This window comes from Bradyrhizobium sp. CCBAU 45384 (assembly GCF_028128665.1).
GTDB classification, from domain to species: Bacteria; Pseudomonadota; Alphaproteobacteria; order Rhizobiales; family Xanthobacteraceae; genus Bradyrhizobium; species Bradyrhizobium manausense.
Genome location: NZ_LBIZ01000104.1, coordinates 148,532 through 169,915, shown reverse-complemented (window position 1 = coordinate 169,915; position 21,384 = coordinate 148,532). Strand labels below are relative to the sequence as shown.

Below are 21,384 nucleotides of genomic sequence, written 5' to 3'. Positions count from 1 at the left end.
GCTCCCGCCGAAAACCCGTCCTTCTCTGACATATCGCTCGCCGGGGTCAACCCACTATGGCGCTAAACCGTTCTTTTTCCGAGGATTCCAGCCACAAGGCCATGGTCGGCCGTTGACGGGAGCGCCTTGCGCCGCTCACGCAGTCGCTGTGCCAATGGGGCTGACGATGCCGAAACGCGCCGCCGTGCGAAGGCGGCGACCCCGCAAGAGGTCGCCGCCCAATGCAGCCGTTCTACTGCGAACGGTCCGAGGTCCAGCCCTTGTAATCCCCGATGTTATCTCGGGTCACGAGCTTCGAGGGCAGCAGCTCGACGGTCGAGGCCGGCTTCTGCCCATTGAGGATGCCGACGCCGACCTGCACCGCGCGCCGCGCCATGAAGAACGGGTCCTGCGAGGCCGACGCCTGGATCTGCGGCGAGCCGGGATCCTTCAGCGAGGCCTCGATGTCGGGCGCGCCGTCGACCGCGGTGATGATGATGCCGCTGCGGTTTTGCTGTTTGGCCGCGAGATCGGTGCCGATCGCCTGCGGGTCGTTGATGGCGAAGATGGCGTCGATCTTGGGGAAGCGGGTCAGATAGCCTTGCGCAACGGTGAGGCCACCTTCGCGCGAGCCCTTGCCGTCCTGGTCGCTGGACAGCACCTTGATGCCGGAATTCTTGCCGAAGACGTTCTTGCAGCCGGTGACGCGGTCGATCACCGCAGAGACCTGCGGTCCGTTCTCGATGATGACGTCGCCCTTGCCGCCCAGCTTGTCGACAATGTACTGGCACGCGATCTCGCCGGCCTGGACGTTGTTGGTCGTCACGGTGGCATCGGCGCCTTCGGCCGCGGTGTCGACCGCGACCACGACGATGCCCGCCGCCTGCGCCTTCTTGATCGCCGGGCCGATCGCCTTGGGATCGCCGGGGTTGAGCAGGATCAGATCGACGCCGGCGGCGATGAAATTGTCGATCTGGGTGACCTGCTTGCCGAGATCATATTCGAAGCCGACGGTGGTGATCTTCACATTGGGATTGGTCTTCTTGGCCTCGAACTCGGCGCCCTTTGACAGCGCGACGAAGAACGGGTTGCCCATCGAGCCCAGCGAGACGCCGATCGATTTGAGCTCCTTGGCAGAGGCCGGCGCGGTAGTCAGGGCAAGCGCCATCGCGGCGCCGGCGAGCATGGTCATCTTCAACATTGTCTTCCTCCCTGGTCTGTCTTCATCCCCGGGCGCGGCAGACCAGTTGCCGCAACCGAATTTCACACCATGCGCTCAGATGCGCTTAAAACCGTTCAAGTCCTGGCGGAGCCTTGCAACCGGTAGCGATCCAGCGCCACGGCGCCGATGATCACCAGGCCCTTGATCACATATTGCCAGATGTCGGAGACGCCGACGAGGATCAGGCCGTTCGAGAGCACTGCGATGATCAGTGCGCCGACCAGCGTCCCCCAGATCGAGCCGATGCCGCCGACGAAAGACGTGCCGCCGAGGATGACCGCGGTGATGGCATCGAGCTCGTAGCTTTGTCCGAGCTGCAAGCCGTTGGCGGCATAGAGCCGCGCCGCCTGCATGGCGCCGCCAAGGCCTGCGAAAAGCCCTGATACGCCATAGACGAAGGTCAGCACGGCCCAGACCTTGATGCCGGCAAGCCGCGCGGCGCTCTCATTGCCGCCGACCGCATAGATGTGCACGCCCAGCACGGTCCGGCGCAGCACCACCCACGACACGAGAATGACGAGCAGTGCAATGACCGACAGCCAGGGAATCGAGGCGACGCCCGGAATCAGCGTCAGCGAGCCGTTGCCGATGAAGGCATAGGGAATCGACGGATTGAACACCGTGGTGTCGGCGCCGAGCAGACGCGCCAGTCCGCGCACGGCGGTGAGCGAGCCCAGCGTGACGATGAAGGGCGGCAGGCGCATCAGCGCGATCAGCGCGCCATTGACGATGCCGAAGCCAAGGCCGGTGAGCACAGCGACCGGCAGCCAAAGCGCCCCCATCTCGGGCAGTTTGGAGACCGTCAGGCCCGCCATCGCCGAGGCTGCCAGGATCGAGCCGACCGAGAGATCGATGCCGCCGGTGAGGATGACGAAGGTCATGCCCGCGGCGAGCACGGTGTTGACGGCAGCCTGCTGCAGCACGATCCCGAGATTCTGTCCGGTGAAGAAGCGGCCATCCGACAGATAGTGGAAACCGATGCACAGCAGTAGCAGCACCGGCAGCATGCCGGCGGCGCGGATCAGGAGCCTGATGCGTTGGCGCTTCGTTGCCTCGGCAGCGGCGGTGCCGTTTACGGTCGCGGCCTTCGCCTGCGTCGATCCATTGTCAGGCATCGAGATGCTCCGTCCCCGTGGCGAGGGCCATGATGTCTTCCTGCGTTAAAGGCGCCGTCTCGGTTCGCCTGACCTCGCCTGCGATATGCCCCGACCGCATCACCAGGACGCGGTCACAGATACCGATGATTTCTGGCAGATCGGACGAAATGACGAGGATGGCGGTGCCGGCCTTGGCGAGATTGTCGATGATGGTATAGATCTCCGACTTGGCGCCGACGTCAACGCCGCGCGTCGGCTCGTCGAGGATCAGCACCTTCGGCGCAATGGCGAGCAGCCGCGATAGCAACACCTTTTGCTGATTGCCGCCGGACAGGCCTCCTGCCGGCACGCCGGGATTGGCGGCGCGGATACTGAGTCCAGCAAACGCCCTGTCGGCGCGCTCGCGTGCCTTGTCGCGGTCCAGGAACCAGCCGAGCTTGGCATCGCGTCCGATCACGGCGAGATTGATGTTGTCCAGGCACGACATGTCGAGGAACAGGCCGAGCGCCTTCCGGTCTTCGGTCAGATAGGCGATGCCGGCCTCGAGCGCCTCGCCGGGCGTGCGGATGTCGATCGGCTGGCCTTCGAGTTCGAGACGACCCGAAATCTTCGGTGCGGCACCAACGATCAGATGCGCAAGCTCGGTGCGGCCGGCGCCGATCAGTCCGGCAAGCCCGACCACCTCGCCGGCATGGACGGTGAACGAGCAGCCCTTGACACGCTGCCCATCCGCCATGTCGGTGGCCGTCAGCACGGGATGCCCCTTCCCGGCCTCGGGATCATGATCCTTCTTGTAGAAGGAGGAGACGTCGCGCCCGACCATCATGCGGACGATGGCATCGGCGCGGATATCCTGCTTGCCGAGCGAACCGACCAGCCGGCCGTCGCGCAGCACGGTGACGCGGTCACCGAGCGCATAGACCTCGTCCATGCGGTGCGAGATATAGATGATGGCAAGCCCTTCGGCGCGAAGTTGCCGGATCAGCGCAAACAGCCGCTCGCTCTCGCCGGCGGACAGCGCCGTGGTCGGCTCGTCCATGATCAGGATTTTCGAGCGCGCGTGCAGCGCACGCGCAATCTCGACGAGCTGGCGCTGCCCCATGGAAAGATGCGCCACCAATGTCGACGGTGTGAAATCCGCGCCCAGCCGCTCCAGGATCGGGCCAACACCTTCGCGCATGGCACCGCGCGCCAGCAGACCTGAACGCGACATCTCGCGGCCGAGATAAATATTCTCCGCAACGCTCAGATTGGGGGCCAGAGACAGTTCCTGATAGATGATCGAGATACCCGCGGCGCGACCGCCGAGCGGACCGTGGATATGCACCGGCTTGCCTTCGATGCGGATCTCGCCGCCAGGATCGGGCCGGTAGGCCCCCGACAGGATTTTCATCAGGGTCGATTTGCCGGCGCCATTCTCGCCCATCAAGGCATGGACCTCGCCGGCATAGACCGTCAGGTCAACCGCACGCAGCGCCTTGATGCCGAAAAAGGATTTTGAAACTCCTCGCATCTCGAGGATCGGCTCGTTCATCGTGCCTCCCGGCGCACAATGCGTTTCCTGTTCGCGCCTCGTCGGGCGCGGTTTTGCGCATTAAACAAAAGGCCGCCGCACAGGGCAACAGCGAACAGGTCAAAATGCGCAACCAAAGCGAAGCTAGTGGCGTGGCCGATACAGCTGGCGCCAGGCGGGAAGCCGCTCGGCATAGGCCCGAGCCAGCACGGGGTCAGGTTCGAAAGTCTCGACGCGTTGCGGTGGCGTGCAGACGTCTGCGACGGCCTCGCCGGTGACAGCAAGTCGCCCCAATCTCGCCGCACCGAACGCCGCGCCGGTTTCGCCTTCGGCGAAGCGATGGATCGGAACATTCAAGACGTTTGCAAGCACCGACAGCCAGAACCGGGACCGCGAACCGCCGCCGATGACGTCGGCCTCGGTCACTGCAATGCCGGCATCGCCAAGCGCGTCCCTGCAATCGGCCAGCGCGAAGGCTACGCCCTCCAGCACGGCCTGCACGATCGCCGTGCGGTCGGTGCCGTGGCTCAACCCATCGAGCATGCCGCGCACGACGGGATCATCGTGCGGTGTCCGCTCGCCCGCAAGATATGGCAGGAAGCTCACGGGCGACGGCGCCTGCGCCCGCGGGCCCAGCGGCGCCAGCAGTTCGCTTTCAGGGACGCCGAACAGGCGCGCAGCCCAGGCAAGGCACGACGCCGCCGAGAGAATGGCGCCGGCCTGAATCCACATGCCAGGGATTGCGTGGCAGAAGGTGTGGACCACCCGGTCCGGGTTTGTCGCAATATGGTCTGATGGCGCCAGCAAGGCGCCTGAGGTTCCCAGCGAGATGAATGCAGTTCCGGGACGGATCGCGCCGATGCCGATGGCACCGGCGGGGTTGTCGCCGGCGCCGCCCGCGATCACCGGCCGGCGAACCATGCCCCAACGCTCTGCAAGCTCGCTGCGCAATGAACCCGCCGGCGCGCACCCCTCCACCAGGCGCGGCATGTGCGCGCGCGACAGGCCGGTCGCGGCCAATGCCGCATCCGACCAGTCCCGGCGCGCCGCGTCAAGCCATAGGGATCCCGATGCGTCGGAGACGTCCTCGACGGCCTCGCCCGATAGAACGAGGCGCAGATAGGCTTTCGGCAACAGCACGCGCCGCGTCGCCGCAAAAACCTCGGGCTCGTGCTTTGCGATCCAGAGCAGCTTTGGCGCCGCAAAGCCGGGCATCGCCTTGTTGCCCGTAATCGCGCGCAAGGCGGCCCAGCGCTGCTCCAGAATGCGACACTCCCCGGCCGAGCGTCCGTCGTTCCAGAGGATGCAGGGCCGCAATGGCCTGTCGTTCGCATCGAGCAGCGTCGGGCCGTGCATCTGGCCCGACAGCCCGATGCCTTCGACCCTCGCCAGCTCTTCTCCATGCGAGGCCTTCAGGGCGTCCAGCGTGGCAAAGGTCGCCTCGATCCACTGCGCTGGATCCTGCTCGAAATAGCCTTGCTGCGGCGAGGCGATCGTCAGCGCTCGACTCTCGCTCGCGATCACGCGCTGCGCGCTGTCCACCAGAACGGTCTTGACTGCGGAGGTGCCGAGATCGATGCCCAGATACATGACGGATGTGGTTCCCGGCTATTGCGAGTCCTTAAGACACGACAATGATCGTATTCAACGAGCGCGCAATTCCGAACAAAGACTTATCACATCGGATCGCAACTTTTTGCCCGCGGATGTTGCATCGACGCAGCAGTCGAAGGTTGCCAGCTGTGGTTGACTTGACCACAGTAACTGCAACTCGGCGCCGTCTGCTGCGTTTGCACCGGACAGTGCTCGATCTTTTTGCCCCGCCGGAGCAACCATGCAGCGATCCAGGGCCGTCTTTGTCACAGGTCTCGTCTATGCCCTGATCGGTCTGGTGCTCGCGGGCGGCGGCCTCTGGCTCGCCACGCTCGGCGGATCCATCTTCTACCTTGTTCTCGGTGCCGGGATTGTCGTGACGGCCGCGTTGTTGCTGGCACAGCGCCATCAGGCGCTCTGGCTGTTCGCGATCGTGGTGGTCGCCACGGTGGCGTGGGCCATCTCGGAGGTGCGGTTCGACTGGTGGCCGCTGGCATCGCGGGGCGACATCGTCTTCCCCATGGCGCTCTGGCTGCTCACGCCCGTGATCGTTCGCGGGCTGCTGCGAGACCAGCCGGTGTCGTACCGAAGCGCGACGCTGCCATTGTGGATCGGCGTAGCCGCCTCTTCGGTCGTCCTCGTCATCTCGCTTCTGTCCAGCTATCACGACAGCAACGGCACGATCGCCGAGCAAGCATCGAGCGTGCCGCAAAGCGAAGCCGACCCTCAGCCGGATGGCGATTGGCGGGCGTATGGACGCACGCAATTCGGACAGCGCTATTCGCCGCTGCAGCAGATCACGCCCGACAATGTCGGCAAGCTCAAGGTCGCCTGGACCTTCCGCACCGGCGACATGCCGACACCGGAGGATTCCGGCGAGACCACCTTCGAGGTCACCCCGATCAAGGTCCGCGACACGCTTTATCTTTGCTCACAGCACCAGGTGCTGTTCGCGCTCGACGCCAGCACCGGCAAGGAACGCTGGCGATACGATCCCAGGCTGGTGTTCAACAAGACGTTCCAGCACATGACCTGCCGCGGCGTCTCCTATCATGAAACCGCTGATGGTGCCGTCGACAGCAGCGGCGCTCCCGCGCCCGGCGAATGCCTCCGCCGGATTTTCCTGCCGGTCAATGACGGCCGCATGATCGCGCTCGATGCCGACAGCGGCAGGCCGTGCGAGAGCTTTGGCGATCACGGCAGCCTCGATCTCCAGCAAGGCATGGGGATCAAGACGCTGGGCTTCTTCGAGCCGACGTCGCCGCCTGTGGTCAGCGACAAGATATTGGTCGTCGCCGCGGCAGTGATCGACAATTATGGGGTCGACGTGCCCTCCGGTGTCATCCGCGGCTTCGACGTCTACACCGGCAGGCTGGTTTGGGCCTGGGACTCCGGCGCAGCGGACGAAAATGAGTTGCCGACGCCGACGCGTCACTACACCAACGGCTCGCCGAATTCGTGGATATCAGCCTCGTTCGATCCGAAATTGAACCTCATCTACATCCCGACGGGCAATAACGGACCCGACATCTGGGGCGGCAATCGCAATGCCCTGGTCGAGCGCTATTCCAGCTCGATCGTTGCGCTCGACGTCAACTCCGGCAAGCGCGTCTGGTCGTACCAGACGGTGCATCACGACCTCTGGGACATGGACGTTCCCTCGCAGCCGAGCCTGGTCGATGTCACCACGGCCAAGGGCATCGTTCCCGCGATCATCCAGCCGACCAAGGTGGGCAACATCTTCGTGCTCGATCGACGCACCGGCGAGCTGATCGTGCCCGCGTCGGAGCGCCCGGTGCCGCAAGGCGCCGCGCCCGGCGATCGCAGCGCGCCGACGCAACCATTCTCCGAACTGACGTTCCGCCCCGAGGCGAAGCTGACCGGCGCGGACATGTGGGGCGGCACGATCTTCGATCAGCTCTTGTGCCGGATCATGTTCCACCGGCTGCGTTACGAGGGCACGTTCACGCCGCCCTCGTTGCAGGGTACGCTCGTCTTTCCCGGCAATCTCGGCATGTTCGAATGGGGCGGCATCGCGATCGATCCGGTTAGACAGGTCGCCATCGCCAACCCGATGTCGCTGCCGTTCGTCTCGAAGCTCATTCCGCGAGGTCCCGGCAATCCTCCCGCGCCGACGGCCGAGAAGCCTGTCGGCAGCGAGGTCGGCACGCAGCCGATGTATGGCACGCCGTTCGGGGTGGACATCCAGAGCTTCCTCTCGCCCCTCTCCGTGCCGTGCTACCGGCCGCCATGGGGCTCGATGGCGGCGATCGATCTGAAGACGATGAAGATCGTCTGGCAGCATCCCAACGGCACGATCCGCGACACCACGCCGCTGCCTTTGCCTTTCCGGATGGGCGTGCCGATGCTGGGCGGGCCGATCACGACCGCCGGCGGGGTTGCGTTCTACACCGGCACCTACGAATACACGATCCGGGCCTACGACGTGCGCGACGGCAAGGTTCTCTGGGAAGACCGCCTGCCCGCCGGCGCCCAATCGACACCGATGAGCTACGAGGCCGGCGGCAAGCAATATGTCGTCACCGCGGCCGGCGGTCACGGCTCGTTCGGCACCAAGCGCGGCGACTACGTCATCGCCTATACGTTGAAGGATTGACCCGCTGCGGCATCGTTATCCGAGGCGCGCCTGGGGCGTGTGAAGCTGCGACCCGGCCGGCGATGGCTGCCGGTGATGCCCGGTCGCTCACGCCGCGGCCTCGCGCATCATCGCCTTCAGCATTTCCGCGAGCACGCTGGCGATCGCGCTCGTCCCGCGCTCGTGGCCGATCAGCATGAGTGTCTGCGTCTCGTGCGCCAACTCGCGTACCGGCACATAGACGAGGCGGCCGAGGCGCCGCTCGAACTCGATGTCGAACGGCGTGAGAAAGGTGATGCCATTGTCGAGAATGGCAGCGTGGCGCATGATCTCGATGGCGTTGGTTTCGATGATCGGCAGCGGCTCCAGCGAAGCTTTCGCAAATGCCGAATCGAGGTAAGGCCGGATCACGGTCGACCCGTCGGCGATCACCAAGGGATAGTCGACGCAGTCGCTGAGCCGGATCTGGTTACGCTTGGCAAGCGGATGGCTCGGCGCCATCACCGCGCCGAGCTTGCCGGCGGCGCGGGCCAGCACCTTCAGATGACTGCCGCGGGTGAAATCGAAGCCGATGCCGAGGTCGGCTTCGCCGCTGGCGACCGCGGATTGAATGTCCTCGCCCGTGGTCAGCAGCGTGAGGCAGAGCCGCACCCGGGGATTGGAGACGCGAAACTGCTTGACGGTGCCAGGCACGAGGTTCGAGGCAAGACCGCTCATCATCGCCACCGTGATCTCGCCCCGGCGCAAACCCTTCAGCTCCTCGATCTTGCCTTGTGCGCGGGTCAATTCCTTCAAGGTCTGGCGAATGTGGCCGACCAGGACTTCACCCGCCGCAGTCAGGATCAGCTTGCGCGGCAGCCGCTGGAAAATCGGCGTCCCGAGCTCGGTCTCGAGCGCAAGAATCTGGCGACTGATCGCGGAGGCCGCGACGTTGAGATGGCTCGCAGCCTTTCGGATCGATCCGGTGCGCGCCACCTCGTCCACATAGGTCAACAGGCGGCTGTGCAGCATCCCCTTGCTCCTGCTCGGAAAACAGCGTGGTCCCGGAGCATGCTGTGACGTTGCCTCAAAGGCAACGGTGTTTGCGAAATAAAGCGCTTTTATGCAAGCCTTCCGGCGTGCTGAATCCGGCACGGCTCGTCACGTGCAGGCCCCGCACGGTCGAGCCGACCGCAATCAGGAGTCCTCCTTCATGGCGTTCAGCGTCGCAAACCTCGCCCAGTCCAAGGCCTTCCGCATCTCGCCGACTGACACCAACTATTTCGTGATGCTGTTCGATCATGAGAGCGACCGGATCGACAACATCTTCGTCATCGAAATCTTCCGGCCTGGCGGTGCGACGCCGCCCAATGAACATGCGGCCGCGCACGAATTCTTCCATGTGCTGCACGGCGAAGGCATCGCGCGCTGCGACGGCAGGACAGTGCCGATCAGAAAGGGCGACTCGCTGCTGCTGCATCCCGGCTCCGAGCATGTGATCGAGAACACCGGGGCCGGCAAGCTGTATTGCCTGACGGTGATGACACCGAACGAAGGCTTTGCCGAACTGATCCGCGGTGGCGAACCGGTCGAGGTCGAGCCCGATGACATTGCTGTGCTGCAGGGGCGCGATCTGGCGGTTCAACGATGACAAACACCCGCCTCCATCAGGTCGACGATCTCACGCCACTCGGCGCCAGCGCGCGCAACTGCTGGTCCGTTTCCGCGACCCAGGCAAATCTCGTCAGGCCGCCGGTCGTGCCGCAGCCAGTCACGATCGACGCCGGCGCCAAGCTCGTGACCTTCGATCTCGCGCGCACCGCCATCATCGTCATCGACATGCAGAACGACTTCTGCCATCCCGACGGCTGGCTTGGCCACATCGGTGTCGACGTGACGCCGGCACGCGCGCCGATCGCGCCGCTGCAGCGGCTGTTGCCGGTGCTGCGCGATGTCGACGTGCCCGTGATCTGGCTCAATTGGGGCAACCGGCCCGATCGGCTCAACCTCAGCCCGGCTCTGCTGCATGTCTACAAGCCGTCCGGCACGGGCGTCGGCCTCGGCGACCGGTTGCCGGGCTCCGGCGCGCGGGTGCTGGAGCGCGGCAGCTGGTCGGCTTCGATTGTCGAAGAGCTGACCGTCGAATCCACCGACATCCATGTCGCCAAATATCGCATGTCGGGGTTCCAGGACACCGAACTCGACAGCATCCTGCGCAACCTCAATGTCACGACGCTCTTGTTTGCGGGAGTCAATGCCGACCAATGCGTGCTGTGCACGCTGCAGGACGCCAACTTCCGCGGCTACGATTGCATGCTGCTGCGCGACTGTGCGGCCACCACCTCACCGGAATACTGCATGGCTGCGACCATCTACAACGTGAACCAATGCTTCGGCTTTATGCTGGAGTCGCCCCTCCTTGCCGCTGCCCTCGCCGGCCGCGGGCCGCGATCGCCGAGGTCAAGCGCGCCATGAACGATCTCACGCCCTTTGACGTCGCCTCCAACCGGCATCCCTCGACGGACAGACTGGCATCGCTGCTCGCCGCTCTCGGCGATATCCCTGTCGTGACTGATCCCACCATCGTGCGCCGGCGCTCGCGCGATTTCTTCTGGTACAGCCCGGTCCTCAACGATCAGCTCAACGGCAAGTCTGCCGATCTGATCGTCGCGCCGCGCGACGAGGCCGATGTCGTGCGCGTTGCCGCCGCCTGCGCACGTCACCGCGTGCCACTGACGGTGCGGGCCGGCGGCACCGGCAATTATGGCCAGGCCGTGCCGCTCGCCGGCGGCGTGCTACTCGACATCACCGCGCTCGACACAATCGAATGGATCAGACCGGAGCAGATCCGTGTCGGCGCCGGCGCCAAAATGAATGCGATCGACGCCGCGACACAGCCTTCGGGCTATGAGCTGCGCATGCATCCCTCCACCAAGCGCACCGCCACCATCGGCGGCTTCGTCGCCGGCGGATCCGGTGGCGTCGGCTCGATCACCCATGGCGGCCTGCGCGAGCCCGGCAACATCCTCGCCGCGCGCATCGTCACCGTGGAGCCGGAGCCCCGCGTCATCGAACTCCGCGGCGATGCAGCGCAGAAGATCAACCGTGCTTACGGCACCACGGGTATCATCACCGCGCTCGAGATGCCACTTGCGCCGGCATGGCCATGGATCGACGTGGTGGTCGCTTTCGACCATTTCACGGACGCGGTCGAATTCGGCCACACGGCGGCTCTTTCCGACGGTATCGTCAAGAAGCTGCTGTCGCCCATTACATGGCCGCTGCCGTCCTATTTTGGCGCGCTGAAATCCTGCTGTCCCGAGGGCAAGAGCATCCTGATCGCGATGATCGCCGAGCGCTCGATGCAAGACTTCAGGAATTTGCTCGGCGGCCGCGGCACCATCACCCTGGAGATGCCGACCGACGATGGCCCCGGCAAGGTGCCGCTGTACGAATACACCTGGAACCATACCACCCTGCAGGTGCTCAAGAGCGATCGCACCGTGACCTATCTGCAATGCCTGTACCCCCATGACCAGTTGCTTCAGAAGGTCGAGGAGATGCGCACGATGTTTCCGGACGAGGTGCTGCAGCATCTCGAATTCATCCGTTTCAACGGCGAGCTGACCTGTAGCGGGCTGCCGGTGGTGCGGTTCCGCGACGCGGATCGGCTGAACGAGATCATCCGCCTGCACGAGGCGCACGATGTCCATATCGCCAATCCGCACGTGTACACGGTCGAGGACGGCAGCCGCTACAAGCGCGTCGATGTCGATCAGCTCGGCTTCAAGCGCGAGGTCGATCCCTACGGCCTGCTCAATCCAGGCAAGATGCGCAGCTTCGTGGCGGAGCCGTGACGTGCGCGTGCTGTACGTCTATTGCCATCCGCTGGACGACAGTTTCCACGCCGCGATCCGTCGCGAGGCACTCGCCGGACTCACGCAGGCCGGGCATGCGGTCGACCTGCTCGACCTCTATGCGGAGGGGTTCGATCCCGTGCTGACAGCCGAGCGGCGGCGCGACTATCACGATCCCGCGCGCAACCGTGCCAACAATCAGGCCCATGTCGACCGGCTGATGGCGGCAGAGGCGCTGGTGGTGCAGTTTCCGACCTGGTCGTTCGGTCCGCCGGCCATGCTGAAGGGCTGGTTCGACCGGATGTTCGGCCCCGGCATCGCGATGGACCTGTCCGACCCGGCACATGTGAAACCCCAGCTCCAGCACATCAGGCGCATCAGCGGCATTTCGACCTACGGCCGCCCACGCTGGAAAGCCATCGCCATGGCCGATCCGCCGCGCAAGATCGTGACGCGCTACCTGCCCTGGTTCACTGGCTTCAAAGCCAAGGTGCGCTATCATGCGCTGTACCATATGAACATTGCGACCGCAGTTAGGCGCCGCCGCTTTCTCGCGGAGGTCCGCCGAGCGATGGAGCGGCTCTGAGTTGCTCGCTGCGGATTCGCAACCAACGGCATTCAAGGACATCTCATGGCGACGATCTTCGGCGAGACGAACTGGCGCTCGATGAGCCAGGAGCAGCGCGACCTCGGGCTCAACAACAGCGCCGCCGTCCCTGGCAGCGCCGAGCTTGTCGCGAGCTGGGAGCAGCGCTCGGCCGCCGTGCGGGACAAGCATCCCGCGCATCTCGACTTGAGATACGGTCCACGCGACCGCAATCGAATTGACTTCCTGAAGGCGGCCGATGGCGGACCGACGCTGGTGCTGATCCACGGCGGCTACTGGCAGATGCGCTCGAAGGAAACCGTCACCTGGTTTGCCGAAGGACCGATGGCTCACGGCATCAACGTCGCGCTGATCGGCTACACCCTGGCGCCGGAGGCGACCCTGGACGAGATTGTTGCCGAGATCCATCGGGCTCTCGACGCGCTGGTTGAACGACTTCCGGCGCTCGGTGGCGACCCTGACCGTATCGTCGTGTCCGGCTGGTCGGCCGGCGGACATTTGGCGACGATGGCGCTGTCGCATCCGAGCGTCAAGGCGGGGATAGCGATCAGCGGGATCTTCGACCTCGAACCGATCCGCCACAGCTTTCTCAACATCAAGCTGAAACTCGACGAGGCGATGTCGCGGCGCAATTCACCGCTGCTCCACGCGGCAGGCCCTTCGGTGCCGCTGGCGCTGGTCGTCGGCGCGGCTGAACTGCCGATGTTGCGCCAGCAGACCGCCGACATGGCTGCCCACCGCGCCATCAATGGATTGCCGGTGAGCTATGAGGAAATTCCCGGCGCCGACCACTTCTCGATCATGCTCACGCTGGGCTCGCCGACCGGCCGGATCACGACCCTGATCCGGCAGCTGTTCGAGCGCGGTTGATCAGCGCGGCAGCTTCGCCGCCTTCACGTCGTACAGGAGCTTGATGAATTCTCGCGCGGCGTGCTCGGCGGTCAGATGTCCCTTGTCGGCGGTGGCCTTGTGCGCTTCGCCGACCGCGCCGTCGGGATTGAGGTCGCCGGCGATCCAGGCATAAGCGATGAATCCAGTCGGCCTGAGATGGTCGAACGCCGCTTCGTCGTCCTCGGCAACAGACCGGAAGTCCTGTGCGCGCGCCATGTCGACCAGTTCGGGGCGGAAATGCAGCATCAGCGAGGTCTCGACGTCACCGCCGTGAATGCCGAATTTCAGCTCGCGTTCGCTGTAGAGGCCGGCCGGCTTGCCGAGCCGCGACCAGGCAGATTTGACCACCAGCATGTCGGCGCGCACCCGCAATTCGCGCGCGACAATGCCCATCACCTCGTCATTGCCGCCGTGCGAGTTGACGATCACGAGCTTGCGCAGGCCGGCGCGCGCGACCGATAGTCCGAGCTCGGTCCAGGCCTCGATCAGCGTGGCCGCCGGCAGGGTCAGGGTGCCGGGCCTGCGCAGATGCTCGTTGGATTTTCCGACCTGCTGGATCGGCAGGATCCGGATATTGAGGTCATCGGGCAATCGCTCGATCAGTGTCTCGAGCATGCCACGATTGATCGCAGCGTCGACGCCGACCGGAAGATGCGGCCCGTGCTGTTCGATGGCAGCGATCGGCAGCACGGCGATGGTGCTTTCCGGATCGAGGCTTTCGAATTCACGCGAGGCGTATTCGTCCCACCAGACCCGGCGGCGTGGCTTGTCCATGTTCGGCTCCTTTCACGCCGCACCGCGCCGTTGCGGTGCGCACGACCATGATGTCGACTATGGCATCACAGAGCCGTTGACAATGGTGTGCGAAGCCGCGTTCCCCGGGCTTTTGTGCGTTGCCTAAAAGGCAACGTATGCCTCGAATCAAAATGCTTCCGGATGACACACGGCGCGTGCATCTTTTGCATTGCCGGGAACGCTGCACCGGGATTCCGCCCGCCATCGGAATTCCACCCGATCGAAATCACACCGAGGTTGCCATGAACGCCTTCATGACCATCGTGTCCCGAGCCCTGCTCGTTGCCGCGGCTTGCGCGGCCTTCGTCGCCCCGTCGACCGCCGCCGACAAGGTGACATTCCTGACCAGCTGGTTCGCGCAGGCCGAGCATGGCGGCTTCTACCAGGCCAAGGCGACAGGGCTGTATGAGAAAGCCGGGCTCGACGTCACCATCAAGATGGGTGGACCGCAGGTGAATGGATCGCAGCTCCTCCTGGCCGGCGAGACCGACTTCATGATGGGCTACGACATCCAGGTGCTGAAGGGCCGCGAACAGGGGCTGCCGCTGGTGACGGTGGCGTCCTCGTTCCAGTTCGATCTGCAAGGCATCATGGCCCATGACGACGTGGCAGATCTCGCTGCCCTGAAAGGCAAGCCGATCCTGATTTCTGGGTCGGCGCGGACCACGTTCTGGCCGTGGCTCAAGGCCAAGTATGGCTACACCGACGACCAGATCCGCGCTTACACGTTCAACCTGCAACCGTTCTTCGCCGACCCCACGGTGTCGCAGCAAGCCTATCTCTCGTCCGAACCGTTCCAGGCGCAGCAGCAGGGCGTCAAGGTAAAATACTTCCTGTTCGCCGACGGCGGCTACCCGCCCTACGGCTCGACGATCGTGACCACTGAGAAGATGCTCGCCGAGAAGCCCGATGTGGTGGCGCGCTTCGTCAAGGCCTCGCTCGAGGGCTGGCGCGACTATCTCAAGAACCCCGAGCCGGGCAACGGCCTGATCAAGGCCGACAACCCGAAAATGACCGAGACCCAGATCGCATTCGCGATCGACAAGCTGAAACAGACCAAGGCACTCGATGGCGGAGATGCCGCCACCGGCGGAATCGGCATCATGACGACAGCGCGATGGAAGCAGACCTATGACTTCCTGGTCGCCGCAAACCTGCTCGATCCAAAGACCGAATGGCAAAAGGCGTTCACCGATCGCTTCGTCAAGGATCTGAAGATCGGCTTCTAGTGCAGCGACCCCGTGACGATGCCCCAACGAAGACGCCTCGCATGAACGCTCCCTTGCCCAGCGACCCCCTGGACGCCCACACCGCGCGTCACGCCGGCGATCGTCCGCCGGCGGTCGAAGTGCTGTCCGCGGAGAAGGTCTTCGCCAACGGTACCCGTGCCCTGGCGCCGGTCGACCTCACGATCGCCGAGGGGGAATTCCTCACTTTGATCGGCCCGTCCGGGTGCGGCAAAAGCACATTGCTCAAGCTGATCGCCAATTTGCTCCAGCCATCGGACGGACGGATCTTGTGGTGGCGCGGCGATTTCGGCCAGGTCGGCCAGGGCGGTCGCGGCTTCGCCTTCGTCTTTCAGGAGCCGACCCTGATGCCTTGGGCGCGGGTCGACACCAATGTGCGGCTGCCGCTGGATCTCGCAGACGTGCCACGCGGCAAGGCCGATCCGCGAGTCAGCGACGCCATCGCCAGGGTTGGCCTCTCCGCCTTTGCGCGGCATTACCCACGCCAGCTCTCCGGCGGCATGAAGATGCGGGTGTCGATCGCACGCGCGCTCGCCACCGAGCCGAACCTGCTGTTGATGGACGAGCCATTCGGCGCGCTCGATGAATTCACCCGCAACAAGCTCGATGACGATCTGATCAAATTGTGGTGGGAACGCAAGCTGACCACGGTGTTCGTCACCCACTCGATCTATGAAGCCGTGTTCCTGTCGACCCGCATCGTGGTGCTCGCCGCCAACCCGGGCCGCATCTTCCGCACCATGACCATCGATGAACCGCAACCCCGCAGCCAGGAGTTCCGCGACAGCGCCCGGTTCGCCGCCTATTGCCGCGAATTGTCGACCTGGCTCGCCGAAGCGTCGTTGCCGTCGGCAACGGGAGCTGCGCCATGAGGCCGCTGCTGCAATCGGAGACTTTCGTGCGAATCGCAGCACCGCTCGCGGTCGGCGTGGTGCTGCTAGCGGTCTGGGAAATCGGCTGCCGCCTCGGCTCGATCCCGGTCTATCTGTTTCCGAAACCGAGCGACATCCTCGCGAGCCTGATCAAGAACGGTCCGTCGCTGCTGCGCGCACTGCTGATCACCTTGCGCATCACGCTACAGGCGTTCGCCGCCGCGGTCGTGCTGGGAACGCTGATCGCGTTCATGTTCGTGCAAAGCCGCGCCATCGAGATCAGCCTGTTTCCCTATGCGGTGCTGCTGCAGGTGACGCCGATCGTGGCGATCGCGCCGCTGATCATCATCCTGGTGAAGAACACGCAACTCTCGCTGACGGTGTGCGCGACGCTGGTGGCGCTGTTTCCCATCATTTCCAACACCACGTTGGGCCTGCGCAGCGTCGATCCGGGGCTCGCGAGCTACTTCCGCATGAACCGAGCCACCCGCTTGAAAACCCTGGTGCGGCTGCGGATTCCCAGCGCTTTGCCGTACTTCTTCGGCGGCCTGCGCATTTCCTCCGGGCTCGCGCTGATCGGCGCAGTGGTCGCCGAGTTCGTCGCCGGCACCGGCGGCCGCTCATCGGGACTCGCCTACGAAATTCTCGATGCCGGATTCCAGCTGGACATTCCCAGGATGTTCGCCGCACTGTTCCTGATCACCGTAACCGGAGTAGTGCTGTTCGGCGCGATGGTGGGACTGTCCAGGCTCGCGCTGTCGAACTGGCACGAGAGCGAGATCGGAGCCGAAGCATGAGCGCATTGCTGATCGAGAACGCCGAGGGGATTTTCACCGGCCTCGCCGGCGACGCGATGCGCACCCGGGGATCGATCCGGATCCGCGACGGCGTCATCACGGCGATCGGCGCGCTCGCGCCGGAGAGCGGCGAACGAACGCTGGATGCTTCCGGTTGCGTGATCTATCCCGGGTTGATCTCAACCCACCACCACCTGTTCCAAAGCGTGTTGAAGGGGGTTCAAGCCGGCATCAATCAGCCGCTAGCCGGCTGGCTGCGGTCAGTGCCCTATGCCTATTGGTCGAAGATCGACGAGGAGGCGTTGGCGGTCGCGGCCCGCATCGGCCTTACCGAGCTGCTGCTGTCCGGCACCACGACCGTGGCCGATCACCACTACCTGTTCAGCGATACCTATCGTTTCGATCCGGCGGCGGTGATCTTTGAAGTCGCCCGCAGCCTCGGGCTGCGGCTGGTGCTTTGCCGCGGCGGCGGCACCAGGACAAGCCATGTCGGCGGCGGCGACGGAGCACCGACGCCGATCGAACCGCTCGAGCGCATGCTGGCCTCGGTCGAAGCCTGCGCCCAGCGTTTTCATGACCCCTCTCCTGCCGGTCTCACCAAGGTTGCGATGGCACCGACCACGCCGACCTGGTCACTGGACCCGGGTGAGCTTCGCGAAGTGATCGCCGCCTCGCGGCGCATGAAGCTGCGGCTGCACAGCCACCTGTCGGAGACGTCGGACTATGTCGACTTCTGCATGTCGGTGCACGGCAAACGCCCGGTGCACTGGCTCGCCGACCACGACTGGCTCGGCCCCGATATCTGGTACGCGCATATGGTCCATCTCGACCATGACGAGGTGAAGATTCTCGCCGACACCGGCACCGGCATGGCGCATTGCCCGCAGTCGAACTGCCGGCTCGGGTCCGGTGTCGCGCCGGCCGACGCCCTCGCCGCGCTCGGCGGCGCGGTGTCGCTGGGCGTCGACGGTGCTGCCTCGAACGAGGCCGCCGACATGGTCTGCGAGATGCACAGCGCCTGGCACACCCATCGCGCGGTGAAGGGGGCGAATGCCGTCACCGCCGAAAAGGTCGTGCATTGGGCCACCGCCGGCGGCGCTCGGGTGCTGGGCCTGCCGCATGTCGGCACGCTTGTGCCCGGCCAGCAGGCGGACATCGCCGTGTTTGATCTCGACCAGCCGCGCCATTTCGGCATGCATGATCTCCTGGTCGCACCGGTGACGTGCGGCGGCGCCCGCGTGCGTCATCTGCTGATTGGCGGGCGGACCGTCGTTAACGACGGTGCCATCCCCGGCGTCGACCTTGCTCGACTTCGATCGGACGCTGCGCGCGTCGTGACGCGCATCGCCGCCTGAATTTTCGGGAGACACCTCATGCTGGTCACCAAACAACCGGTGCTTCGCCGCTTCTGGTACGCGATCATGCGGATCGAACAGCTCGAGGGCGGGCCGCAGCCCTTCACGCTGCTCGGTGAGCCGATCGTGCTTTTTCTCGATGCCAAGGGTGAACCCGCGGCGCTGGAGGATCGCTGCTGCCATCGCACCGCGAAGCTCTCCAAGGGTTGGTGCCGCAACGGCAACATCGTCTGCGGCTATCACGGCTGGGAATACGATCGCGATGGCAGGCTGGTCATGATCCCGCAATTTCCATTCGAGCAACCGATCCCCGACGCCAAGGCGCGCGCGTTCCGCACGAAGACTCGCTACGGTTACGTCTGGGTGGCGCTGGACGAGCCGCTCCGCGATATTCCCGACATTCCGGAGGACGGCGATCCCGCCTATCGCCGCATCTTCCAATTCTACGATACGTGGAACACCGCAGCATTACGGCTGATGGAGAATTCGTTCGACAACGCGCATTTCGCCTTCGTGCACAAGAACACGTTCGGTGACATCGACCAACCGCGGCCGGAGAAATACGAGATCGTCGAGACCGATTACGGCTTCGAGGCGGAAACTCTTGTCACCGTCAAGAACCCGCCGGTCGCGGCGAAGATCTCCGGCACAACGGAACCCTATACCAAGCGGCACATGCGCAACAAATGGTTCATGCCGTTCTGCCGCCGGCTCGACATGGAATATCCCTCCGGCATCCGCCATATCATCTTCAACTGCGCAACGCCGATCGCCGACGGCAAGATCCAGGTGGTGCAGCTCCTGTTCCGCAACGACACCGAAGCGGACTGCTCGACGCAGGAGCTGATCGATTGGGATGCCGCGATCATCGCAGAAGATCGCGACATCCTGGAATCGACCGACCCGGACGCGATCGTCGACATGGGGCGCAAGATCGAGAAGCACATGCCATCCGACCGTCCCGGGATGTTGATGCGCAAGCGCCTGCTCGACCTGCTGCACGAGCATGACGAGGAAGAAGTTCCGAAGCCGGTCGCCGTGGCACAGTGACTGCTGATGTCCGCCGTTTGCCGAGTGGTTACGCACCAGCCCGTCAGAGCGAATTCGGCCATCGGTGCACGAACAGCCGGCCTTCAGTTTCTCGAGCAAATTTCACCAGCGGGCCATCATGATCGCGGCCCGCGATCACTTGAAGTCCGACAGGAAGCGCGCCGTCGGGGATGACACAGGGAAGCGACATGGCAGGCAGGCCGAGCGCGTTCACGATCGCCGTGAACACGGCATGGCCGCGCGGCCCGACCGGCTGGCCGTCGATGACGGGGGGATGGGATTCGGCGGCCGGCCACGGCATCGCGGCGGCGCACGGCGTGATCAGGAAATCGTACTGCGCGAACAACGCATCGAAAGACCGGCGCAAGGCTGCGACCTGGTCAAGTGCATTGAGATAGTCGCGCGCCGACAGGCGGCGCCCGGCCGCCTCCATCTCGGCGATGGCGGGACTAACCTGGCCCTGCCAACCCGGATGCTGTTCCAGGAGCCAGGCGACCCCGGTCTGGCTGATCACGGGCCACACCGCATCAAGCGGATCGGCCAGCGTGAACGGTGAGAGGGTCTCAACGTCGAGGCCGAGCGAGCGAGCCTGCGCGATCGTGCGTTCGATCACGTCGCGAATGAAGGGGTCGACGGGCGCTCCGCCAAATGTCGGCGCATAGGCGATGCGCGGCCGTGGCGGCAACGGCGCAGCCAGGAGGCGCGGCCACGCCGGCGCAGCGATCACCTCCATGGCTGCGAGAACATCCTCGACGCCGCGTGCGATCGGGCCGATCACCTCGAACTCACCCAGGATGGCCGGAAAACCTTTGCCGCGCACCACGGTGTCGCGCGAGGGCTTGAAGCCGACGAGGCCGGTATGAGCGGCCGGGCGCCGGATCGAGCCGCCGCCGTCGGTGCAGAGCGCGAACGCGCACATGCCGGTGGCAACCGCCGCCACCGCACCGCCGCTCGAACCACCCGGTGTCAGGGCCGGATCCCAGGGATTGCCGGTGGTGCCGAACAGCGCATTGTCGGTGTAACCGTGCACGGTGAATTCGGGCACGTTGGTCTTGCCGAGGATGATGGCGCCGGCCTCGCGCAGCCGGCGCACCGGCAATTCGTCCTCATCGGGCACGAAGTCGGAATAGAGCTTCGACCCCCAGGTTGCGCGCAGCCCCGCGACGAGGATGTTGTCCTTGACCGTAACAGGCACGCCGTCGAGTGCGCTTGCGGGCTTGCCGTCGCGCCAACGCCGCGCGCTTGCATCTGCGGCGGCGAGCGCGCCTGAAGCATCCAGCGTCACGACCGCATTGAGGCGCGGATTGGTCGCGGCGATGTGCGAGAGCGTCGCCTCGACCACCGCGCGTGGCGAAAGGCCATCCGCAAAGGCGCGCGCGAACTCACACGCCGACATGGCCCAGAGCGGAGCGCGATCGTTCATGGATCAGCCGAGTTTCGGGTAGGTCGCCTTGTCGAAGAAGCTCGCGCCCGCGACATATTTGCGGCCTGGCGACACGTCCGGCTTCTCCTCGCCTTCGCCCGATGATTCGAAGGTCAGCTCGAGCTGCACGCCGGAGGGATCGTAGACGAAAAGCTGCCACAGCGAGGTGCCGGGCACGATGAATTCGCGCCAGTCGAGGCCCGCGGCCTTGAAGCGCGCCACATAGGAGCGATAGCCCGAGCAGGACAGCGAGACGTGATCGATCGCCGCCGTGCCTGATGGCGCCTTGCCTTCGGGGCCGAGCGCGGGGCCGCCGGCATAGACGTGGATGATGCCGAGCCCGCCCGGCTGGGGGCAGCCGAGCCAGGCACCGGGATAGCCGAAATCGGGCCGGGGAAATTCGCGCAGCCCGATGATTGCGGTCCAGAACGTCTTGGTCGCGGCGAGATCATCGGTCTTGATCGCAATGTGATAGAGACCATGGACGGTCGCGAGCGGCAGATCGGTCATC

19 protein-coding genes are annotated in these 21,384 nt (G+C 64.8%); 11 read left to right on the top strand and 8 right to left on the bottom strand.

The window, feature by feature from the left end; translation table 11 throughout:
• Positions 1-232: 232 nt before the first annotated feature.
• The 4 genes from XH80_RS15685 to xylB form a co-directional block, all read right to left on the bottom strand.
• Complete coding sequence (locus tag XH80_RS15685) at positions 233-1,180, bottom strand: ABC transporter substrate-binding protein (protein ID WP_271599330.1); 948 nt, start codon at positions 1,178-1,180, stop codon at positions 233-235.
• A gap of 95 nt (positions 1,181-1,275) precedes the next feature.
• Positions 1,276-2,316: an ABC transporter permease subunit gene (locus tag XH80_RS15680; protein WP_271599329.1), complete on the bottom strand. Its 1,041-nt coding sequence runs from the start codon at positions 2,314-2,316 to the stop codon at positions 1,276-1,278.
• Positions 2,309-3,832, bottom strand: coding sequence for a sugar ABC transporter ATP-binding protein (locus tag XH80_RS15675; protein ID WP_271599328.1), 1,524 nt, complete (start codon positions 3,830-3,832; stop codon positions 2,309-2,311). The genes XH80_RS15680 and XH80_RS15675 overlap by 8 nt, the downstream gene beginning before the upstream one ends.
• Positions 3,833-3,955: 123 nt before the next feature.
• The gene (gene xylB / locus XH80_RS15670) at positions 3,956-5,401 is read right to left on the bottom strand and encodes a xylulokinase (protein WP_271599327.1); all 1,446 of its coding nucleotides are present in this window, start codon (positions 5,399-5,401) and stop codon (positions 3,956-3,958) included.
• A 244-nt stretch (positions 5,402-5,645) separates the two neighbouring features.
• On the opposite strand from xylB, the gene XH80_RS15665 reads away from it, so the two are divergent.
• Positions 5,646-8,021: a glucose/quinate/shikimate family membrane-bound PQQ-dependent dehydrogenase gene (locus tag XH80_RS15665; RefSeq protein WP_271599326.1), complete on the top strand. Its 2,376-nt coding sequence runs from the start codon at positions 5,646-5,648 to the stop codon at positions 8,019-8,021.
• Between the two features lie 87 nt (positions 8,022-8,108).
• Here XH80_RS15665 and XH80_RS15660 read toward each other — a convergent pair whose 3' ends face one another.
• Positions 8,109-9,011, bottom strand: coding sequence for a LysR family transcriptional regulator (locus XH80_RS15660; protein WP_271599325.1), 903 nt, complete (start codon positions 9,009-9,011; stop codon positions 8,109-8,111).
• Between the two features lie 181 nt (positions 9,012-9,192).
• Between XH80_RS15660 and XH80_RS15655 the strand changes: the two genes are divergently transcribed.
• Genes XH80_RS15655 through XH80_RS15635 form a run of 5 tightly spaced genes read left to right on the top strand, consistent with a single transcriptional unit; the run spans position 9,193 to position 13,313 of the window.
• The gene (locus tag XH80_RS15655) at positions 9,193-9,630 is read left to right on the top strand and encodes a cupin domain-containing protein (protein WP_271599324.1); all 438 of its coding nucleotides are present in this window, start codon (positions 9,193-9,195) and stop codon (positions 9,628-9,630) included.
• Complete coding sequence (locus tag XH80_RS15650) at positions 9,627-10,454, top strand: cysteine hydrolase family protein (protein ID WP_271599323.1); 828 nt, start codon at positions 9,627-9,629, stop codon at positions 10,452-10,454. The genes XH80_RS15655 and XH80_RS15650 overlap by 4 nt, the downstream gene beginning before the upstream one ends.
• Positions 10,451-11,836, top strand: a complete 1,386-nt coding sequence (locus XH80_RS15645) for an FAD-binding oxidoreductase (RefSeq protein ID WP_271599322.1) — start codon at positions 10,451-10,453, stop codon at positions 11,834-11,836. The genes XH80_RS15650 and XH80_RS15645 overlap by 4 nt, the downstream gene beginning before the upstream one ends.
• A gap of 1 nt (position 11,837) precedes the next feature.
• Positions 11,838-12,422 carry an NAD(P)H-dependent oxidoreductase gene (locus XH80_RS15640; RefSeq protein ID WP_271599321.1) on the top strand — a complete coding sequence of 195 codons (585 nt, stop codon included), beginning with the start codon at positions 11,838-11,840 and terminating at the stop codon, positions 12,420-12,422.
• A 45-nt stretch (positions 12,423-12,467) separates the two neighbouring features.
• Complete coding sequence (locus XH80_RS15635) at positions 12,468-13,313, top strand: alpha/beta hydrolase (RefSeq protein ID WP_271599320.1); 846 nt, start codon at positions 12,468-12,470, stop codon at positions 13,311-13,313.
• Here XH80_RS15635 and XH80_RS15630 read toward each other — a convergent pair whose 3' ends face one another.
• Positions 13,314-14,108: a creatininase family protein gene (locus tag XH80_RS15630; protein WP_271599319.1), complete on the bottom strand. Its 795-nt coding sequence runs from the start codon at positions 14,106-14,108 to the stop codon at positions 13,314-13,316.
• A gap of 263 nt (positions 14,109-14,371) precedes the next feature.
• Between XH80_RS15630 and XH80_RS15625 the strand changes: the two genes are divergently transcribed.
• From XH80_RS15625 to XH80_RS15605, 5 genes are read left to right on the top strand one after another with little or no spacing between them, the layout of a single operon-like run.
• A complete protein-coding gene (locus tag XH80_RS15625; RefSeq protein WP_271599318.1) occupies positions 14,372-15,358 on the top strand; it encodes an ABC transporter substrate-binding protein in 987 nt (328 codons plus the stop codon).
• A gap of 41 nt (positions 15,359-15,399) precedes the next feature.
• Positions 15,400-16,248: an ABC transporter ATP-binding protein gene (locus XH80_RS15620; protein ID WP_271599317.1), complete on the top strand. Its 849-nt coding sequence runs from the start codon at positions 15,400-15,402 to the stop codon at positions 16,246-16,248.
• Positions 16,245-17,045, top strand: a complete 801-nt coding sequence (locus XH80_RS15615) for an ABC transporter permease (protein WP_271599316.1) — start codon at positions 16,245-16,247, stop codon at positions 17,043-17,045. Before XH80_RS15620 ends, XH80_RS15615 begins: the two co-directional genes overlap by 4 nt.
• Positions 17,042-18,400 (top strand): amidohydrolase family protein, encoded by a 1,359-nt coding sequence (locus XH80_RS15610; RefSeq protein ID WP_271599315.1) that lies wholly within the window; start codon positions 17,042-17,044, stop codon positions 18,398-18,400. Before XH80_RS15615 ends, XH80_RS15610 begins: the two co-directional genes overlap by 4 nt.
• 18 nt (positions 18,401-18,418) lie before the next feature.
• Positions 18,419-19,450 carry an aromatic ring-hydroxylating dioxygenase subunit alpha gene (locus XH80_RS15605; RefSeq protein WP_271599314.1) on the top strand — a complete coding sequence of 344 codons (1,032 nt, stop codon included), beginning with the start codon at positions 18,419-18,421 and terminating at the stop codon, positions 19,448-19,450.
• Between the two features lie 43 nt (positions 19,451-19,493).
• Here the strand turns inward: XH80_RS15605 and XH80_RS15600 are convergent, their stop codons facing one another.
• The gene (locus XH80_RS15600; RefSeq protein ID WP_271599313.1) at positions 19,494-20,873 is read right to left on the bottom strand and encodes an amidase; all 1,380 of its coding nucleotides are present in this window, start codon (positions 20,871-20,873) and stop codon (positions 19,494-19,496) included.
• Positions 20,874-20,876: 3 nt separating this feature from the next.
• Positions 20,877-21,383, bottom strand: a complete 507-nt coding sequence (locus XH80_RS15595) for a VOC family protein (protein ID WP_271599312.1) — start codon at positions 21,381-21,383, stop codon at positions 20,877-20,879.
• Position 21,384 lies beyond the last annotated feature (1 nt).

Excerpts from the sequence above, each read along its gene's own strand:
- XH80_RS15675 (WP_271599328.1), bottom strand. The coding sequence starts at position 3,832 with ATGAACGAGCCGATCCTCGAGATGCGAGGAGTTTCAAAATCCTTTTTC.
- XH80_RS15595 (WP_271599312.1), bottom strand. The coding sequence starts at position 21,383 with ATGACCGATCTGCCGCTCGCGACCGTCCATGGTCTCTATCACATTGCG.
- XH80_RS15600 (WP_271599313.1), bottom strand. The coding sequence starts at position 20,873 with ATGAACGATCGCGCTCCGCTCTGGGCCATGTCGGCGTGTGAGTTCGCG.
- XH80_RS15620 (WP_271599317.1), top strand. The coding sequence starts at position 15,400 with ATGAACGCTCCCTTGCCCAGCGACCCCCTGGACGCCCACACCGCGCGT.
- XH80_RS15655 (WP_271599324.1), top strand. The coding sequence starts at position 9,193 with ATGGCGTTCAGCGTCGCAAACCTCGCCCAGTCCAAGGCCTTCCGCATC.
- XH80_RS15625 (WP_271599318.1), top strand. The coding sequence starts at position 14,372 with ATGAACGCCTTCATGACCATCGTGTCCCGAGCCCTGCTCGTTGCCGCG.
- XH80_RS15665 (WP_271599326.1), top strand. The coding sequence starts at position 5,646 with ATGCAGCGATCCAGGGCCGTCTTTGTCACAGGTCTCGTCTATGCCCTG.
- xylB (WP_271599327.1), bottom strand. The coding sequence starts at position 5,401 with ATGTATCTGGGCATCGATCTCGGCACCTCCGCAGTCAAGACCGTTCTG.
- XH80_RS15630 (WP_271599319.1), bottom strand. The coding sequence starts at position 14,108 with ATGGACAAGCCACGCCGCCGGGTCTGGTGGGACGAATACGCCTCGCGT.
- XH80_RS15680 (WP_271599329.1), bottom strand. The coding sequence starts at position 2,316 with ATGCCTGACAATGGATCGACGCAGGCGAAGGCCGCGACCGTAAACGGC.
- XH80_RS15610 (WP_271599315.1), top strand. The coding sequence starts at position 17,042 with ATGAGCGCATTGCTGATCGAGAACGCCGAGGGGATTTTCACCGGCCTC.
- XH80_RS15645 (WP_271599322.1), top strand. The coding sequence starts at position 10,451 with ATGAACGATCTCACGCCCTTTGACGTCGCCTCCAACCGGCATCCCTCG.
- XH80_RS15650 (WP_271599323.1), top strand. The coding sequence starts at position 9,627 with ATGACAAACACCCGCCTCCATCAGGTCGACGATCTCACGCCACTCGGC.
- XH80_RS15660 (WP_271599325.1), bottom strand. The coding sequence starts at position 9,011 with ATGCTGCACAGCCGCCTGTTGACCTATGTGGACGAGGTGGCGCGCACC.
- XH80_RS15635 (WP_271599320.1), top strand. The coding sequence starts at position 12,468 with ATGGCGACGATCTTCGGCGAGACGAACTGGCGCTCGATGAGCCAGGAG.
- XH80_RS15615 (WP_271599316.1), top strand. The coding sequence starts at position 16,245 with ATGAGGCCGCTGCTGCAATCGGAGACTTTCGTGCGAATCGCAGCACCG.
- XH80_RS15605 (WP_271599314.1), top strand. The coding sequence starts at position 18,419 with ATGCTGGTCACCAAACAACCGGTGCTTCGCCGCTTCTGGTACGCGATC.
- XH80_RS15685 (WP_271599330.1), bottom strand. The coding sequence starts at position 1,180 with ATGTTGAAGATGACCATGCTCGCCGGCGCCGCGATGGCGCTTGCCCTG.